The sequence below is a fragment of the Lactobacillus acidophilus genome (assembly GCF_034298135.1).
GTDB lineage: Bacteria > Bacillota > Bacilli > Lactobacillales > Lactobacillaceae > Lactobacillus > Lactobacillus acidophilus.
This window is the reverse complement of sequence record NZ_CP139575.1, coordinates 1,378,252-1,395,513: the sequence shown is the minus strand read 5'-3', so window position 1 is coordinate 1,395,513 and position 17,262 is coordinate 1,378,252. Positions and strand designations below refer to the sequence as shown.

Genomic DNA, 17,262 nt, shown 5'->3' with positions numbered 1-17,262 from the left:
TTGAGCGTAGTAGCTCAAAAGAGTACGGTGGCGAAAGCAAGAAGGATACACCTGTTCCCATGCCGAACACAGAAGTTAAGCTTCTTAACGCCGAAAGTAGTTGGTGGGCAACTGCCTGCGAGGATAGGAAGCTGCCGTGCTCATGGAGGATTAGCTCAGCTGGGAGAGCATCTGCCTTACAAGCAGGAGGTCACAGGTTCGAGCCCTGTATCCTCCATCGAGTCGTTAGCTCAGTTGGTAGAGCAACGGACTTTTAATCCGTGGGTCGAGGGTTCAAGTCCCTCACGGCTCATGACCCTAATTTGCGGGTGTGGCGGAATTGGCAGACGCGCTAGATTTAGGTTCTAGTGTTTTCGGACGTGTGGGTTCAAGTCCCACCACCCGTATTGCCAACCACATGTTGACATATTGCCGATTTAGCTCAGTTGGTAGAGCATCTGTCTTGTAAACAGGGGGTCGTACGTTCAAGTCGTATAATCGGCATTTATATTTTGCGGAAGTAGTTCAGTGGTAGAACATCACCTTGCCATGGTGGGGGGTCGCGGGTTCGAATCCCGTCTTCCGCTTTCATCAAACACGCCGGAGTGGCGGAATTGGTAGACGCACGGGACTTAAAATCCCGCGGTTGGTTTCAACCGTATCGGTTCGACTCCGATCCCCGGCATTGATGATGCGCCCTTAGCGCAACTGGATAGAGTGTCTGACTACGAATCAGAAGGTTGAAGGTTCAAATCCTTCAGGGCGCATATAACGGGAAATGGCTCAGTTTGGTAGAGCACCTGGTTTGGGACCAGGGGGTCGCAGGTTCGAATCCTGTTTTCCCGATTGTAATCTAGTGGTGATTGGTTACATTTTGGCGGTGTAGCTCAGCTGGCTAGAGCGTCCGGTTCATACCCGGGAGGTCGAGGGTTCGATCCCCCCCGCCGCTATATTGTAAGCTTGGACCTTTAGCTCAGTTGGTTAGAGCAGACGGCTCATAACCGTCTTGTCGTAGGTTCGAGTCCTACAAGGTCCATTAATTATAATAATATCGCGGGATGGAGCAGTCTGGTAGCTCGTCGGGCTCATAACCCGAAGGTCGTTGGTTCAAATCCAGCTCCCGCAATTTGGTCCATTGGAGCAGTGGTTTATCTCGCCTCCCTGTCACGGAGGAGATCGTGGGTTCAAATCCCACATGGACCGTAAGATGGCTCGGTAGCTCAGTTGGTAGAGCAAAGGATTGAAGCTCCTTGTGTCGGCGGTTCGATTCCGTCCCGCGCCATTCATTTTTTATATTAGGTGCGGGTATAGTTTAGTGGTAAAACGAAAGCCTTCCAAGCTTTAGTCGCGAGTCCGATTCTCGTTACCCGCTTATATGGGCCTATAGCTCAGCTGGTTTAGAGCGCACGCCTGATAAGCGTGAGGTCGATGGTTCAAGTCCATTTAGGCCCATTGGAGACTTACTCAAGTGGCTGAAGAGGCGCCCCTGCTAAGGGTGTAGATCGGGTTATTCCGGTGCGAGGGTTCGAATCTCTCAGTCTCCGTAGTATATATAAAGCTCGTTTATCGAGCTTTTTTGTTTTTTTAAATTAAGTATATATAAAGATCTAACTTAGACATATAACTAGGTTAGATCTTTTTTGTATAATTTAGGATTTTGGTTGTTAATAGATTAGTTAGTGTAAAATAAAACTAAAAATATTGAGGAGAAAAAATGGTAAAGAGAATTATTAAGGTTGCGGCAGTAGCTATCATAGATCAGGATAAAAATAAGGTTTTAGCTGGAAAACGTGATAGTGATCGTTTGGTAGGAGGAATGTGGGAATTTCCTGGTGGGAAAATAGAAAACGGGGAAACACCACAAGAAGCAGCTAAACGTGAGCTTGAAGAAGAGTTTCATGATGAAGTTCAGATCGGACCACAATTAGGAAAAACTGTAAGTTACGAATATGACTTTGGAATAGTTGAGTTGACGGTTTTCTTTGCCCAAATGTTAACTCATAATTTTGATCTTGTTGCTCATAGTAAAGTTGAATGGTTAGCAGCTGATGATGTTAAAAGTTTAAATTGGGCACCAGCTGATGAACCATTAGTTGAGGACTTAGCTAAAACAAACTTTAAGGACATAAAATTTTAATGAATTTAGAAAAAGAATTAACTACAACAGTTTTAAATAACTATATTGATAAGGATCGATTTTTAAGTACTGGCAATTTATCCGCTCGGCTTATTCTTAATCATAATCAAAACGATAACGTTTATCGAGTTTTAAAAATGGAATTAGCCACCTGTAAATCATTTACATTTGCGGTAGCATTTATTACACAACGAGGTTTTACTTCATTTTTAACAATTTTGTCAGACTTAGCCAAGCGAGGAATTCATGGTCGTGTTTTAACTTCAACATATCTTTATTTTAATGAGCCAGAAGCTTTTAGAAGTTTGCTGAAGGTTCCTAATATTGAAACTAGAATTTTTAACGAAAGAGATCTAGAAACTGATAAAGAATTACCATTTCATGCTAAGGGATATTTGTTTGAACATGAAGGATATCGCACAGCAATCATTGGAAGTTCTAATTTAACTTCCGGTGCATTAATTAGCAACTATGAGTGGAATTTAAATGTTAATTCCTCAGATAATGCAGAAATCACTGAACAAATTAATTGGCAAATTGAGGATGAATGGCGTAAAGCTACTCCTCTAACGGAAAAGTGGCTTACGTGGTACCAATATCAGTTTGAACGAAATAAGCCAGTAGACCCTCAGATAGCAGAGAATAAATCAAAATTAAAAGTACAACCAAACAAAATGCAAAAAGAAGCGTTAGGTGAGATTCAAAGTCTTAGACAAAACGGAAAAAATAAAGCATTGATTATTTCGGCGACTGGTACTGGAAAGACGTATCTTGGTGCTTTTGATGTTCAGAAATTTAAGCCCAAAAGATTTTTATATGTAGTTCATCGTGAGCAAATTTTACAAAAATCTAGAAATAGTTTTTATGATGTTATTGGTGGTGCCTACTCTGATTATGGCATATACAGTGGAAATCATCGAGAAGGCTTAAAGTCTAAATATATTTTTGCAACGGTCCAGACTTTAGCCAAAGATGAAAATTTAAAAAAATTTGCGAGAGATGCTTTTGATTATATTTTATTTGATGAGGCACATCATTTAGGATCAGTACAGGAGTTAAAAATTTTTAACTATTTTCAACCTCAATTTTGTTTAGGTATGACTGCTACACCAGAAAGAACAGATGATTTTAATATTTATAAACTTTTTGATTACAATATTGCCTATGAAATACGATTGCAGAATGCTTTAGATCAAGATATGCTTTGTCCGTTTCACTATTATGGTGTTGAAGATTATATTTACCAGGATGAATTAATTAATGGTGCAACTAGCTTAAAGCGTTTGGTAAGTGATGAACGAGTAAATTATATTTTACAACAAACGGATTATTATGGTTATTCTGGTCGAACTTTACATGGGTTAATTTTTTGTAGTCGTAAAAAAGAAGCTGAAATTTTAGCAGAAAAACTAACAGAAAAAGGTTGTCCAGCGCTTGCAATATCAGGAACAGACTCAATTGGTGAACGAGAAAAAGCAGTTAAAAAACTAGAAAAAGGAAAGGTTAAATATATTGTTACTGTCGATGTATTCAATGAAGGTGTAGATATTCCATGTATTAATCAGATTGTTTTGTTAAGAAATACCCAATCAAGTATTGTTTTTGTTCAGCAATTAGGACGTGGACTTAGAAAATACAAGGGGAAAGATTATCTGACTGTAATAGATTTTGTAGGTAATTATGATAACAATTATCTAATTCCTGTTGCTTTAACAGGGGATAAATCACATAATCGTGATCAAGTTCGTGATAAGTTAGATCTTGAACCAATTTATGGTGTATCTTTAATTAATTTTACCAATGTAGCTAAGAGTCAAATTTATAAGTCAATTAATCATTCTAATCTCACATTAAAGCGTAAGCTGCGTGAAGAATACATAAATGAAAAAAGAAAAATTGGTAGAGTGCCACTAATGTATGATTTGCAAAATGAATCCATTGATTGTGAAGTTATTGCCGAAAAATATAAGAATTATAGTCATTTTTTGCAAGAAATGGGAGAGACAGAGTATCAAGTATCTAATTTTCAAAATAAGATATTAGAATTCTTAACTGTTGTTTTAGCAAATGGTAAGCGAAAGCATGAACTTTTACTGTTGGATATGCTTTTAGAGCAAAATAAAGTTAAGGAATACGAATATTTAGCTATTTTAAAAGAAAATCACTGTTTGATTTCCAATAATATTCTTAAATCAGTGGATGAAATATTATCGTTATCATTTTTCATTAGAAAATCTTTGCCCAATAAAGTGACTTATGGCGGTGAAAGTATTGTTGAGCACAAAAATAAAAAATATTTTTTAAACGAAAAGGTAAGAAAAGAACTAAGAGATAAGAATTTTTATACGCTTTTTAGGGATGCAATTAAAACTGGTTTACTTCGTTCTAAAAAGTATGATTCTGATAAGATTTTTACTATCAATGAAAGATATACTCGAATGGATGCGAATCGTTTACTAAATTGGGATAAAATTGTTCCGGGTCAAAATATTGGTGGCTATAAGTTTGACTATGATAAGAAAAATTGTGCGATTTTCATTACTTATAACAAAAAGAATGATGCACTGGCATATCAAGATCGATTTATAAATTAGTCAATTATTAATATGTATTCAAAATATCCACGAAAATTAAATAGTAAAGAAATCCAGAGTTTCAAGGATGATAAGATAGCTTTTCATCTGTTTGTGAAAAAATCAGATGATGATGGTAAAAGTTTTATCTATTTAGGGACTTGTCAACCACAGAAAGAGTCATTTAGACAAAAAGAAATGAAAAAAATTGATAAAAACAATAATTCTAAATTAGTTCCGGTTGTTTCTATAAACTTGAAATTAGAGAAGTCAGTTGATATTAATACATATTATATGCTGACAAAGATGAAGTATTAGAAAATATAATGTCTCTATGTACAACGCATTTTCATGTTATTACGAAAAAAATAAAAAAAGTACTTGCATTTTATTAGATTATCCAGTATTATTAAATACGTTGTGATTGAGATGTCACCTGAATAATTAAGTTTTAAAAAGTTAAAAAAAGTTCTTGACTTTTAAAACTGATTTAGTTATTATAATTAGGTGCTCTTAATTAAGAGACATGACCCGTTGGTCAAGTGGTTAAGACACGGCCCTTTCACGGCCGTAACATGGGTTCAAATCCCGTACGGGTCATTTGCCAATAATTGAATTTTTTTGGTATTAAGCAATGGAGGATTACCCAAGTGGCTTAAGGGGACGGTTTTGAAAACCGTTAGGCGGTTATGCCGCGCGTGGGTTCAAATCCCACATCCTCCTTAATAATATCGCGGGATGGAGCAGTCTGGTAGCTCGTCGGGCTCATAACCCGAAGGTCGTTGGTTCAAATCCAGCTCCCGCAATTTGGTCCATTGGAGCAGTGGTTTATCTCGCCTCCCTGTCACGGAGGAGATCGTGGGTTCAAATCCCACATGGACCGTAAGATGGCTCGGTAGCTCAGTTGGTAGAGCAAAGGATTGAAGCTCCTTGTGTCGGCGGTTCGATTCCGTCCCGCGCCATCAAGCTGGAGGAGTAGCGAAGTGGCTAAACGCGGCGGTCTGTAAAACCGCTCTCTCTGAGTTCGGCGGTTCGAATCCACCCTCCTCCATAATAGGGATATCGTATAAAGGTAGTACATCGGTCTCCAAAACCGCTAGTGTGGGTTCAATTCCTACTATCCCTGTTACCTTGAATGGCGGAATTGGTGAAGGGGTTAACACACCGGTTTGTGGATCCGGCATACATGGGTTCGAATCCCATATTCCGCCCTAGTATTGGGATATAGCCAAGTGGTAAGGCATTAGACTTTGACTCTAACATGCGCTGGTTCGAATCCAGCTATCCCAATTCTAAATAATTTGATAACATATGGCGGTGTAGCCAAGTGGTAAGGCAGAGGTCTGCAAAACCTTAATCGTCGGTTCGAATCCGACCTCCGCCTTATCAACAAGAATGTTGATCATACAATTTAATATTATGGCGGTGTGGCGGAATTGGCAGACGCGTCAGACTCAAAATCTGGTGTCCATTTTGGACGTATCGGTTCGACCCCGATCACCGCTATTTTTTATAAAGCGATCCAAGTTGTGGATCGCTTTTTTTGTATCTTTATTAATATTCGTATTATAAATTGCACATAATTTAAGTAATCTTTATAATGCTACATATGGAGGTATTTAAATGAATATTGGTCTTTATACCGATACATATTTTCCCCAAATAAGTGGCGTAGCTACTTCTATTAGGACGCTAAAAGATGCGCTTGAAAGACAGGGGCATAATGTATTTATTTTTACAACTACAGATCCAAATGTAGAAAAGGGCACTGTTGAGCCAAATGTTTTTCGTTTTAGCAGTATACCTTTTGTTTCATTCACAGATCGTAGAATTGCATTTAGAGGCTTATTTGAAGCAACTAAGGTAGCTAAGGAAGTAAATTTGGATATTGTACATACACAAACTGAATTTGCTTTAGGTACAATTGGCAAATATGTAGCCCACCAATTAGATATTCCTGCAATTCATACTTATCACACAATGTATGAAGATTATTTGCATTATATTTTAAATGGTCACTTATTGCGACCATATCATGTTAAACAATTCGTAAAAAGCTATTTAAAAAATATGGATGGCTGTATTGCCCCAAGTGGACGTGTAGAAGATTTGTTAAAGCGATATGGCGTGCAAATTCCAATTAGGGTAATTCCTACTGGAGTAGATTTGCAGGGAATGAATGGCGATGCTGAACGTGATGTACGTCAGGAATTAGGAATCGACAAAGATGCTCCTGTAATTTTAACTTTAAGTAGAATTGCAGCAGAAAAGAAAATAAATCATATTCTTAATGTGATGCCAGCAATTGTAGAAGAATTTCCAAATATTAAATTTGTAATTGCCGGTGATGGACCTGATGTTAAAGTGCTGAAAGAACAAGTTGAACGTTTAACTTTAGAAGATTATGTTTTATTTGTCGGTAACGTTGATCATGGAGATGTAGGCAATTATTATCGAATGGCCGATCTTTTTGTTTCTGCCAGTGACACTGAAACCCAAGGTCTTACTTATATAGAAGCTTTGGCTGCAGGTACACCATGTGTAGTTTACGACACTGATTACACTGAAAATATTTTTGATAATGATGTCTTTGGACGTACTTTTGTTACACAGAAGGAAATGTTGCAAGAAATTATTGAATTATTGAAAAAAGGACACAATAGAATTCCACAAGATCTTTTACAAAATAAATTGCAGAAGATTTCATCGGAGCAATTTGCTACAAATGTCCATGATTTTTATAAATACGCGATTGATCATTATCAACCTAAACATGAAGAAATATAATTTAGAGGATATAAATGATTAGAATTAATATGTTCTCACAAGCTGATTCAGTTAAAGGTCAAGGAGTGGGCTCAGCCTACAATGAATTGATCAAATTATTGAGAACCCGCTTAGTAGATGAGTTTTATGTAACAATTAATAGATATGGTAATAGTGATTTAACGCACTATCATACAATTAATCCAACTTATTTCGTAAATAGTTTTTCACCTGCTCGTGGAAGAAAAATAGGATATGTTCACTTTTTGCCTGATACATTAGATGGATCGCTTAAGTTGCCGGGAATAGCTAAAAATGTGGTTTATGATTACGTGATTGATTTTTATAAGCGAATGGATCAAATCGTAGTTGTAAATCCAATTTTTATTGATAAATTGGTTGATTATGGCATTGAACGCGATAGGGTTAAATACATTCCTAATTTTGTTTCTAAAGAAGAATTTTATGAAGAATCATTGGCAAGTAAGAATGCCTTTCGACATGAATTAAAGATTCCACTTGATAAGTTTGTTGTTTTTGGTGATGGACAAGTTCAAGAACGTAAAGGAATTGATGATTTTGTAAAAATGGCTAAAGCTAATCCAGATGTTCAGTTTATTTGGGCTGGTGGATTTTCGTTTGGCAAAATTACAGATGGATATAATCACTATAAAGAAATGGTGGATAATCCACCTGAAAATTTGATTTTTACAGGAATCGTAGATCGTACAAAATTAGTTAAGTATTTGAATATTGCTGATTTATTTGTTTTACCATCATACGATGAACTATTCCCAATGTCTGTTCTTGAAGCGTTTAGTTGTGGGACACCAGTGCTTTTGCGCGATCTTGACTTATATAAGGCAATTATTGATGGCTATTATATGAGTGGAAAAGACTTTAGTGAAATGAATCAAATTTTGCAAAACGTAATTAAAAATCCACAATTATTGAAAAAATATAGTGATTTATCGTTGAAGGCCAGCCAAGAATATTCAGAAGAACGATTAGCTAAAATTTGGAATGAATTTTATCATGAGCAATATAAATTGGGCAAAGAACTAGGACAAATTCATTAATGAATAAAAAACATATGTGGGGCATCTTGGTTGTTTTGGCAATCAGTGTCTTTGTACTTTATACAGATCTAAAGTCTACACCATTATCTGACATTTTGAAGGCTGCTCATGGCTTGAATGTTGGAGCATTGATAATGGTGTTTTGCTTAATGCTTTTGTCTTATGTATGCGAAGCAGGAATTCTTGCCGTTTTAGCACATCGAAAATCAGAGCCTAAGCGATCGGCATGGTCTTTTTTACGTATCCCTATTATTCAAGCACTATTTAATGCGATAACTCCTATGTCTACAGGAGGACAGCCTTCGCAACTTGCAGCTATGATTCAAATGGGAATGGAAGGTGGTCGATCGACTTCTATTTTGTTAATGAAATTTATTATTTATCAAATAGTTGTTTTATTTGCCTATGTATTTACCATTTTATTTGGTTTCCATATGGTAATGACCAAGTTTGCAGGTCTCGCTATTTTTATTGCAATTGGCTTTTTAATCCATGTCAGTTCAATTATCTTTTTGTTGGCAATTATGTTTGCCTATCGCTTTACTAAAAGAACTACTAATTGGATTATGGATTTATTGGCTAAATTTATGAAAAAAGAACGCGTTGAAAAATGGCGTACGGCAACTTTAGAAAAAATAGATACATTTTATGCTGAAAGCCAAAAGTTAAAAAAAGAGAAGAAGAAGTTAATTATGGCTTCGATTTTAACGATTCTACAATTACTCTTTTTCTACTCAATTCCATTTATGATTTTGTCAGCTCTTAATGTTCCATGTTCATGGCTTAGTGTTACGCAGATGAATATTATGATTATTATGTTTATGGCAATTATTCCAATTCCAGGCGCATCCGGTGGAGCAGAATATAGTTTTCAGACGTTATTTTCAACATTTATTTCTACGCATGGTGCCTTAATTTTGGCAATGTTTATCTGGCGTTTTTCAACTTATTTCTTTGGAATGATCTTAGGAATATTTGGTTGGATTTTTAAGCCTAAAAAGATAAAAAGCTCAGAAAGTAATTAATTTTTATTAAAGTAAATGTGTCTTACTCAATTCCGTAGTAAGATTAATTACCGTAACGAGAGGAGAGAGCGATGGAACGTACCAAATCTTTTTTTAAATGGTTGACGCAAACTAAGCTGGGATTTTTTACAATAGTTTTAGTATTGTTTTGGCTAAAAACATATTATATTTATTTAACTAAGTTCAACTTGGGTGCAGTTGGTCCTATGCAGCAATTTTTGCTTTTAATTAACCCTATTCCATCAGGGATGCTGCTACTAGGTATTGGCCTATTTTTTAAGGGACGAAAATCTTATTGGATTATTCTGATAATCGATTTTTTATTAACGCTGTGGCTTTTTTCTAATATTTTATATTATCGAGAATTTTCTAATTTCTTGTCTTTTTCAATTATTAAGACATCAGGATCGACATCCGATAATCTGGGAAAAAGTATTGCAGGAATAACTTTAGCAAGTGATTTTTTAGCATTTTTGGATATTGCAGTTATTATTGCGTTATTAGCTACTAAAGTTATTAAAATGGATGTGCGTCCATTAAAGTTAAAAGTGAGTCTTTTAATTGAATTTTTGGCACTTAGTTTAATGGGACTTAATTTATTGATGGCCCAAAAAGATAGATCAGGTCTTTTAACTAGAACCTTTGATAATAACTATATTGTTAAATATCTAGGAATTAATGAATACGCTATTTATGATGGATATAAAACAGCCCAAACAAGCGCCCAAATGGCTAAGGCAAACGTATCTGATTTAAAATCTGTACGTAATTATTTAAATGCAAACAAGGTAAAACCTAATCCAGAATATACGGGTGTAGCAAAAGGAAAAAACGTTTTAGTTATTCACCTTGAAAGTTTTCAACAATTTTTAATTGGCTATAAATGGAAGGGTAAAGAAGTAACACCTAATTTAAATAAAATATATCATCAAAAAGATACGATTAGCTTTGATAATTTCTTTAACCAGGTAGGACAAGGTAAAACTTCAGATGCTGAAATGATGTTAGAAAATTCATTATATGGTTTGCAGTCTGGGTCAGCTATGTCTACTTATGGCACGTCAAATACGTTTGAAAGTGCACCAGCGATTTTGCACCAACAAGCAGGTTATACTACTGCAGTAATGCATGGTGGTGCAGGATCGTTCTGGAATAGAAATAATGCATATAAATCATTTGGTTATCAATATTTTATGCCATTATCATTTTATGAAAATAAACCCAGCTATTATATTGGATATGGTTTAAAAGATAAGATTTTCTTTGATCAATCAATTAAATATATTGAACGTTTACCACAGCCATTTTATTTAAAGATGATCACAGTAACTAATCATTATCCATACGATATTGACAAGAAGAATCAATCCATTGCTAAGACTAATACTGGGGATGAAACTGTTGATGGTTACGTTCAAACAGCGCATTATCTTGATCAAGCAATTGGAGAACTAATGAGCTGGATGAAGAAGACTGGACTAGATAAAAAGACATTGATTGTCTTTTATGGCGATCACTATGGTATTTCTGGAAATCACCATAAAGCTAGTGCACAACTTCTTAAGAAAAAATCATTTAATGATTTTGATAATTTGCAGTTTCAAAGAGTGCCTTTAATGTTTCATATGAAAGGATTAAAGGGTGGAATAAATCATACTTATGGTGGTGAAATTGATGTTTTACCAACTTTGTTAAATTTACTCGGTATTAAAGATAGCGATACTATTCAATTTGGCTACGATTTACTTAGCAAAAACGCACCCCAAATTGTAGCCCAAAGAAATGGAGACTTTATTACACCAGAATATTCAAAAGTTGGTAGCGATTATTATTACACTAAGACTGGTAAAAGAATTAAGCCTAATAAGAAATTAAAAGCTGAATTGACGGCAATTTCTAACACTGTGACAACGCAGCTTTCTTTATCAGATCGTGTAATTAACGGTAATTTATTACGGTTTTATCGTCCTAAGTGGTTTACTAAGGTTAAGCCAAAAGACTACGATTATAATAAGGAACCATCGTTAAAACGTTTATTTAATGATCCAAGTAAAACGTCTCTATGGTATCAAAATCATAAAAAGACGACGCAAAAAGATTTTAAAACTGATGCGCCTGAGTTGAAAAAATAACTGCAAGAATTGACAATATGTGATAAAATTGATTAGTAAATCGTATGTGTGTATTGGAGGCAGCGCATTGTATAATTTAGTTATGACGCTACTAATCATTGTTTCAATCTTAATTATTATTGCAACAATGATGCAGCCACAAAAACAACAAGATGCATTAAACGCCTTATCTGGCGGTGCCGTTTTTAGTGCTCAAACCAAAAAACGTGGTTTTGAAGCATTTATGGAAAAAGTAACCTCAGTTTTATTGGTTCTCTTTTTTGCCTTTGCTATTATCTTAGCTTATATGTCTTCAAAATAAATTTTGTACCTCCCGATCAAATATGATGGGGAGGTTTTTTTATATTATTTAAAGATCGGAGATTAATTACATGGCACAAAACGAAAAAATTTTGGCCGGTGTTTTAGAAATTTTTCGCCATAATCCACAAAAACAATATCGTGTAGATCAAATTGAACGTGAAGCACGTCGTGAAAGATTAGGTAATTTCACAGAATTGATTAAAGCTCTTTCTTTTTTAGAGCATGAAAAAAAGATTATTACTGATGGAAAAGGACAATATCAATTAGCAAAAGAAAACACTATCGTTGAAGGAATTTTTAAGGCTAATGATAAAGGGTTCGGCTTTGTTAAATTAGATGATGAAGAAGCAGATGATGTTTTTGTAGCAGCTGATTATACAAAGTATGCTATTGATGGTGACCGCGTAAAAGTCAAGATTACTGCGGGCGGTAATCCATGGAATGGAAAAGGACCAGAAGGCCAAGTTGAAGAAATTCTAGAACGTGGAATTGATAGTTTAGTCGGAGAATTCCATCCATTAACTGATGAACAGAAAAAAGTTAGTCATTTCATTGGTTATGCATTGAGTAACAACAAAAAATTACATAAATATCGTGTATACCTTTCAGAAAATGGTTTGATCCCTCAAATGGGCGATATGGTTAAGGTATCAATTAAGGATTATCCAGAAGAAGATTATCCTGAATCAATGACCGGTGCAGTTATTAATATCATTGGTAATAAGAATGATCCTGGCGTAGATATTATGTCTATTGTTTCAGCTCATGATGTTAGAACTGAATGGCCAGAAGATGCTATGAAACAAGCTAATGCAATTCCTGACCATGTTACTGAAGGTGATAAAAAAGGTCGAGTAGATATTACGGATCAACCAGCAGTTACTATTGATGGGGATGATTCTAAAGACTTTGATGACGCAGTGGTTGTATGGAAATTGCCTAATGGTAACTATCATTTAGGTGTTCATATTGCGGATGTTTCTCATTATGTAACAGAAAATACACCTTTGAATGATGAGGCTTTTGCACGTGGAAATAGTACATACTTAGTAGATCGCGTTATTCCAATGCTCCCATTCAGACTTTCAAATGGTATTTGTTCATTAAATGAGGGAGTAGAACGTCTTGTTTTATCTTGTGATATGGAAATTACCCCAGAAGGTAAAAGAGTAGGCTACAAGATTTATCCATCTGTTATGCGCTCACATGGCCGTATGACATATAATAAAGTTAACCAAACACTTAAGGGTGATATGGATGGCTTAGAAGATAAATATGTAAAATTGCGACCAATGCTTGAAGATATGGCAGATTTACATACTGCTTTGTATAAACAACGCCATAAGCGTGGTGCAATTGACTTTGAAGAGCCAGAAGCAAAGATAGTTGTTGATGATCAAGGCAAACCAACAGATATTGTGTTGCATGAACGCGGTACTGCTGAAAAGATGATTGAATCATTCATGTTAATGGCTAATGAGACGGTAGCAGAAGATTTCTATAAGAAGCAGGTTCCATTTTTATACCGTGTTCACGAAACGCCTGATGCTGAAAGAATTAAGACTTTCTTTGAATTTTGTAGTGCGTTTGGTTTGAATGTTCATGCAGATCCCAATGATATTAAGCCACTTGATTTGCAAAAAGTAGTCTCTAAGACAACTGGTACTCCAGAAGAAGCCGTTGTCCAAATGATGATGCTTCGTAGTTTAAAGCAAGCTCGTTATTCAGAAGATGCATTGGGCCACTTTGGTTTGGCAGCAGAGTATTATACTCACTTTACCTCCCCAATTAGACGTTACTCAGATTTAATGGTTCACAGAATGATTCATGCATATCAAGAAAAAGGGATGAGTGAAGAAACTCAAAAGCACTTTGAAAGTTACTTACCAGATGTTGCAGAGCAAACCTCAACTCAAGAAAGACGTTCAATTGATACGGAACGTGAAGTAAATGATTTGAAGATGACTGAATATATGGCAGATCAAGTGGGTCAACATTTTGATGCTGTTGTTGCTTCAGTCACTAGTTTTGGTATGTTCATTCAATTGCCAAATACTGTTGAAGGTTTAATTCATATTTCTAATTTAACTGACGATTTCTATAGTTTTAATGAGAAATCAATGACTTTAACGGGTCGGGGAACTCATAAACAATACAAGGTAGGGATGCCAATTAAGGTTACCCTAATTAATGCTAATGTTGAACAGCATCAACTTGATTTCGAAGTTTATGATCCGAATGCTCCTAAGAAAAAGCATAATGATCGTGGAATGAATAATCGTAAACGAGGTAATCGAGGATTTCATAATGATCATGGTCACCGTGGTGGTGGAAATTATAATAGCCGTGGCAATCGTCGTGGACATGAACATGTTACTAGTAAAAACAGAAAAGGTCATAGAAGTTTTAAACATTAGGGATTAGTCTAATGAAAGAAAAAGAAGAGAATTTAATCGCGCAAAATAAGAAAGCGCGGCATGATTATTTCATAAAAGAAACTTTAGAGGCTGGAATTGCTTTAACTGGAACCGAAATTAAATCTGTTCGTGCCAGAAGAATAAATTTACGTGATGGGTATGTGCAGATTATTAATGGGTCAGCTTACTTGGAGAATGTTCATATAAGTGAGTATAAGCAAGGAAATCGTTATAATCATGATCCTCTAAGAAGTAGAAGACTCCTTTTACATAAAAAAGAAATTAATCGTTTGGCAAAAGTCCAAGCAGAACGAGGAATAGCTATAATTCCGTTGAAAGTTTATTTAAAGCACGGTTTTGCCAAAGTATTGATTGGTGTTGGTCAAGGTAAGAAAGAATATGACAAACGTCAAACAATCAAGGAACGAGACCAAAAGCGTGAAATTAGACGCAAATATGGTATTTAAAAAAGGTATTGTAATTGAAAGATTACAATACCTTTTTTATCTTTTTGAATAAAAAAAGCAAATTTTTACAAAAAAAATCTAGGCAAAAAAAGGCAAAAAAGGGGCAAATCACGAACGAGTAAAAAGCAGAAAGAACAGAATGTAAAGAATATAGTTAACAAAAAGAGAAGAGAGGAGAAGAAACAATTACAACTAAACCAAGCGTTTCATAAATGAAGCGAACGAAAACAAAGATTTGCCAAAAGGAAGAAAATAAGGTAAATTAATAAAGTCGCTTCGAGAGAAGAGACGAAGACAGCAGAATAAAAAGCCAAGCAAAGAAAAAATAAAAAAGTACTTGCAAAGCGAAAGAAAAGCTGGTAACATATTTAAATGTCGTCAAGCGAAAGCGAAAGCGACAAAAAACAAATTCGAAAAAGTTCTTGACAAGAGCTTGAGGGTTTGATAAAATATAAAAGCTGTCTGGTTTAACCGGACAGAGGTAGTACTTTGAAAACTGAACAAAGTTTCGCTAAAAGTGTGCGGGTGTAAAAACCCAAACAAGAAGCGAAGTCAATTCGCAAGCAATAAATTTGAGACAAAGATCTTAAATAATCGAATGAGCAATCATTCAAACTTTTTAAAAACGAGAGTTTGATCCTGGCTCAGGACGAACGCTGGCGGCGTGCCTAATACATGCAAGTCGAGCGAGCTGAACCAACAGATTCACTTCGGTGATGACGTTGGGAACGCGAGCGGCGGATGGGTGAGTAACACGTGGGGAACCTGCCCCATAGTCTGGGATACCACTTGGAAACAGGTGCTAATACCGGATAAGAAAGCAGATCGCATGATCAGCTTATAAAAGGCGGCGTAAGCTGTCGCTATGGGATGGCCCCGCGGTGCATTAGCTAGTTGGTAGGGTAACGGCCTACCAAGGCAATGATGCATAGCCGAGTTGAGAGACTGATCGGCCACATTGGGACTGAGACACGGCCCAAACTCCTACGGGAGGCAGCAGTAGGGAATCTTCCACAATGGACGAAAGTCTGATGGAGCAACGCCGCGTGAGTGAAGAAGGTTTTCGGATCGTAAAGCTCTGTTGTTGGTGAAGAAGGATAGAGGTAGTAACTGGCCTTTATTTGACGGTAATCAACCAGAAAGTCACGGCTAACTACGTGCCAGCAGCCGCGGTAATACGTAGGTGGCAAGCGTTGTCCGGATTTATTGGGCGTAAAGCGAGCGCAGGCGGAAGAATAAGTCTGATGTGAAAGCCCTCGGCTTAACCGAGGAACTGCATCGGAAACTGTTTTTCTTGAGTGCAGAAGAGGAGAGTGGAACTCCATGTGTAGCGGTGGAATGCGTAGATATATGGAAGAACACCAGTGGCGAAGGCGGCTCTCTGGTCTGCAACTGACGCTGAGGCTCGAAAGCATGGGTAGCGAACAGGATTAGATACCCTGGTAGTCCATGCCGTAAACGATGAGTGCTAAGTGTTGGGAGGTTTCCGCCTCTCAGTGCTGCAGCTAACGCATTAAGCACTCCGCCTGGGGAGTACGACCGCAAGGTTGAAACTCAAAGGAATTGACGGGGGCCCGCACAAGCGGTGGAGCATGTGGTTTAATTCGAAGCAACGCGAAGAACCTTACCAGGTCTTGACATCTAGTGCAATCCGTAGAGATACGGAGTTCCCTTCGGGGACACTAAGACAGGTGGTGCATGGCTGTCGTCAGCTCGTGTCGTGAGATGTTGGGTTAAGTCCCGCAACGAGCGCAACCCTTGTCATTAGTTGCCAGCATTAAGTTGGGCACTCTAATGAGACTGCCGGTGACAAACCGGAGGAAGGTGGGGATGACGTCAAGTCATCATGCCCCTTATGACCTGGGCTACACACGTGCTACAATGGACAGTACAACGAGGAGCAAGCCTGCGAAGGCAAGCGAATCTCTTAAAGCTGTTCTCAGTTCGGACTGCAGTCTGCAACTCGACTGCACGAAGCTGGAATCGCTAGTAATCGCGGATCAGCACGCCGCGGTGAATACGTTCCCGGGCCTTGTACACACCGCCCGTCACACCATGGGAGTCTGCAATGCCCAAAGCCGGTGGCCTAACCTTCGGGAAGGAGCCGTCTAAGGCAGGGCAGATGACTGGGGTGAAGTCGTAACAAGGTAGCCGTAGGAGAACCTGCGGCTGGATCACCTCCTTTCTAAGGAAGCGAAGGATATGGAGAGTAGAAATACTAAGAGAAGTATCCAGAGCAAGCGGAAGCACACTAAGAAACTTTGTTTAGTTTTGAGGGTAGTACCTCAAAAGAGTTAGTACATTGAAAACTGAATATAATCCAAGCAAAAAACCGAGACAATCAAAGAGAACAGATTGTAGAGCGACCGAGAAGAGAATTCTTG

At 37.0% G+C, this 17,262-nt stretch carries 8 protein-coding genes, 27 tRNA genes, 2 rRNA genes and 1 pseudogene; all 38 read left to right on the top strand.

Annotated features, from left to right (window positions below; all coding sequences use genetic code 11):
• Positions 1-23: 23 nt before the first annotated feature.
• Positions 24-140, top strand: a 5S ribosomal RNA gene (gene rrf / locus SO785_RS06565).
• Positions 141-144: 4 nt separating this feature from the next.
• Positions 145-217, top strand: a tRNA-Val gene (locus SO785_RS06560).
• A 2-nt stretch (positions 218-219) separates the two neighbouring features.
• Positions 220-292: transfer RNA gene (locus SO785_RS06555), tRNA-Lys, on the top strand.
• Between the two features lie 12 nt (positions 293-304).
• Positions 305-386, top strand: a tRNA-Leu gene (locus SO785_RS06550).
• A 24-nt stretch (positions 387-410) separates the two neighbouring features.
• Positions 411-483: transfer RNA gene (locus SO785_RS06545), tRNA-Thr, on the top strand.
• A 10-nt stretch (positions 484-493) separates the two neighbouring features.
• A tRNA-Gly gene (locus SO785_RS06540) sits at positions 494-566 on the top strand.
• A gap of 12 nt (positions 567-578) precedes the next feature.
• Positions 579-664 (top strand) — tRNA-Leu (locus SO785_RS06535).
• An 8-nt stretch (positions 665-672) separates the two neighbouring features.
• Positions 673-746, top strand: a tRNA-Arg gene (locus tag SO785_RS06530).
• A gap of 5 nt (positions 747-751) precedes the next feature.
• Positions 752-825: transfer RNA gene (locus tag SO785_RS06525), tRNA-Pro, on the top strand.
• Between the two features lie 30 nt (positions 826-855).
• A tRNA-Met gene (locus SO785_RS06520) sits at positions 856-929 on the top strand.
• Positions 930-941: 12 nt separating this feature from the next.
• Positions 942-1,015 (top strand) — tRNA-Ile (locus SO785_RS06515).
• A gap of 16 nt (positions 1,016-1,031) precedes the next feature.
• Positions 1,032-1,105 (top strand) — tRNA-Met (locus SO785_RS06510).
• 3 nt (positions 1,106-1,108) lie between these two features.
• A tRNA-Asp gene (locus SO785_RS06505) sits at positions 1,109-1,182 on the top strand.
• A gap of 6 nt (positions 1,183-1,188) precedes the next feature.
• A tRNA-Phe gene (locus tag SO785_RS06500) sits at positions 1,189-1,261 on the top strand.
• 19 nt (positions 1,262-1,280) lie between these two features.
• A tRNA-Gly gene (locus tag SO785_RS06495) sits at positions 1,281-1,351 on the top strand.
• 5 nt (positions 1,352-1,356) lie between these two features.
• A tRNA-Ile gene (locus tag SO785_RS06490) sits at positions 1,357-1,431 on the top strand.
• Positions 1,432-1,433: 2 nt separating this feature from the next.
• Positions 1,434-1,523, top strand: a tRNA-Ser gene (locus SO785_RS06485).
• 170 nt (positions 1,524-1,693) lie between these two features.
• Positions 1,694-2,116: a (deoxy)nucleoside triphosphate pyrophosphohydrolase gene (locus tag SO785_RS06480; protein WP_003550121.1), complete on the top strand. Its 423-nt coding sequence runs from the start codon at positions 1,694-1,696 to the stop codon at positions 2,114-2,116.
• A pseudogene (locus SO785_RS06475) lies at positions 2,116-5,007 on the top strand (DEAD/DEAH box helicase). Before SO785_RS06480 ends, SO785_RS06475 begins: the two are co-directional and overlap by 1 nt.
• 210 nt (positions 5,008-5,217) lie before the next feature.
• Positions 5,218-5,289, top strand: a tRNA-Glu gene (locus SO785_RS06470).
• 36 nt (positions 5,290-5,325) lie between these two features.
• Positions 5,326-5,412 (top strand) — tRNA-Ser (locus SO785_RS06465).
• A 9-nt stretch (positions 5,413-5,421) separates the two neighbouring features.
• A tRNA-Met gene (locus tag SO785_RS06460) sits at positions 5,422-5,495 on the top strand.
• Positions 5,496-5,498: 3 nt separating this feature from the next.
• Positions 5,499-5,572 (top strand) — tRNA-Asp (locus SO785_RS06455).
• Positions 5,573-5,578: 6 nt separating this feature from the next.
• Positions 5,579-5,651: transfer RNA gene (locus SO785_RS06450), tRNA-Phe, on the top strand.
• A 7-nt stretch (positions 5,652-5,658) separates the two neighbouring features.
• A tRNA-Tyr gene (locus SO785_RS06445) sits at positions 5,659-5,740 on the top strand.
• 4 nt (positions 5,741-5,744) lie between these two features.
• Positions 5,745-5,815, top strand: a tRNA-Trp gene (locus tag SO785_RS06440).
• A 12-nt stretch (positions 5,816-5,827) separates the two neighbouring features.
• Positions 5,828-5,900, top strand: a tRNA-His gene (locus SO785_RS06435).
• A gap of 7 nt (positions 5,901-5,907) precedes the next feature.
• Positions 5,908-5,979, top strand: a tRNA-Gln gene (locus SO785_RS06430).
• Between the two features lie 23 nt (positions 5,980-6,002).
• Positions 6,003-6,073 (top strand) — tRNA-Cys (locus SO785_RS06425).
• Positions 6,074-6,110: 37 nt separating this feature from the next.
• A tRNA-Leu gene (locus tag SO785_RS06420) sits at positions 6,111-6,195 on the top strand.
• Between the two features lie 117 nt (positions 6,196-6,312).
• Positions 6,313-7,476, top strand: a complete 1,164-nt coding sequence (locus SO785_RS06415) for a glycosyltransferase family 4 protein (protein WP_003550126.1) — start codon at positions 6,313-6,315, stop codon at positions 7,474-7,476.
• Positions 7,477-7,490: 14 nt separating this feature from the next.
• Entirely contained in the window at positions 7,491-8,534 is a 1,044-nt protein-coding gene (locus tag SO785_RS06410) for a glycosyltransferase family 4 protein (RefSeq protein ID WP_003550128.1), read from the top strand.
• On the top strand, positions 8,534-9,559 hold the full coding sequence (locus SO785_RS06405; protein WP_003550130.1) for a lysylphosphatidylglycerol synthase transmembrane domain-containing protein: 1,026 nt from the start codon (positions 8,534-8,536) through the stop codon (positions 9,557-9,559). The genes SO785_RS06410 and SO785_RS06405 overlap by 1 nt, the downstream gene beginning before the upstream one ends.
• Positions 9,560-9,630: 71 nt before the next feature.
• Positions 9,631-11,691, top strand: a complete 2,061-nt coding sequence (locus SO785_RS06400; RefSeq protein ID WP_011254156.1) for an LTA synthase family protein — start codon at positions 9,631-9,633, stop codon at positions 11,689-11,691.
• Between the two features lie 67 nt (positions 11,692-11,758).
• On the top strand, positions 11,759-11,992 hold the full coding sequence (gene secG / locus SO785_RS06395) for a preprotein translocase subunit SecG (RefSeq protein WP_011254157.1): 234 nt from the start codon (positions 11,759-11,761) through the stop codon (positions 11,990-11,992).
• A gap of 70 nt (positions 11,993-12,062) precedes the next feature.
• Positions 12,063-14,411: a ribonuclease R gene (gene rnr / locus SO785_RS06390; RefSeq protein WP_003550136.1), complete on the top strand. Its 2,349-nt coding sequence runs from the start codon at positions 12,063-12,065 to the stop codon at positions 14,409-14,411.
• An 11-nt stretch (positions 14,412-14,422) separates the two neighbouring features.
• Complete coding sequence (smpB, locus tag SO785_RS06385; protein WP_003550138.1) at positions 14,423-14,878, top strand: SsrA-binding protein SmpB; 456 nt, start codon at positions 14,423-14,425, stop codon at positions 14,876-14,878.
• 621 nt (positions 14,879-15,499) lie between these two features.
• Positions 15,500-17,063 (top strand): 16S ribosomal RNA (locus SO785_RS06380).
• Positions 17,064-17,262: the final 199 nt, after the last annotated feature.

Coding starts and splice junctions, on each gene's coding strand:
- SO785_RS06480 (WP_003550121.1), top strand. CDS start 1,694: ATGGTAAAGAGAATTATTAAGGTTGCGGCAGTAGCTATCATAGATCAG.
- SO785_RS06415 (WP_003550126.1), top strand. CDS start 6,313: ATGAATATTGGTCTTTATACCGATACATATTTTCCCCAAATAAGTGGC.
- SO785_RS06410 (WP_003550128.1), top strand. CDS start 7,491: ATGATTAGAATTAATATGTTCTCACAAGCTGATTCAGTTAAAGGTCAA.
- SO785_RS06405 (WP_003550130.1), top strand. CDS start 8,534: ATGAATAAAAAACATATGTGGGGCATCTTGGTTGTTTTGGCAATCAGT.
- SO785_RS06400 (WP_011254156.1), top strand. CDS start 9,631: ATGGAACGTACCAAATCTTTTTTTAAATGGTTGACGCAAACTAAGCTG.
- rnr (WP_003550136.1), top strand. CDS start 12,063: ATGGCACAAAACGAAAAAATTTTGGCCGGTGTTTTAGAAATTTTTCGC.
- smpB (WP_003550138.1), top strand. CDS start 14,423: ATGAAAGAAAAAGAAGAGAATTTAATCGCGCAAAATAAGAAAGCGCGG.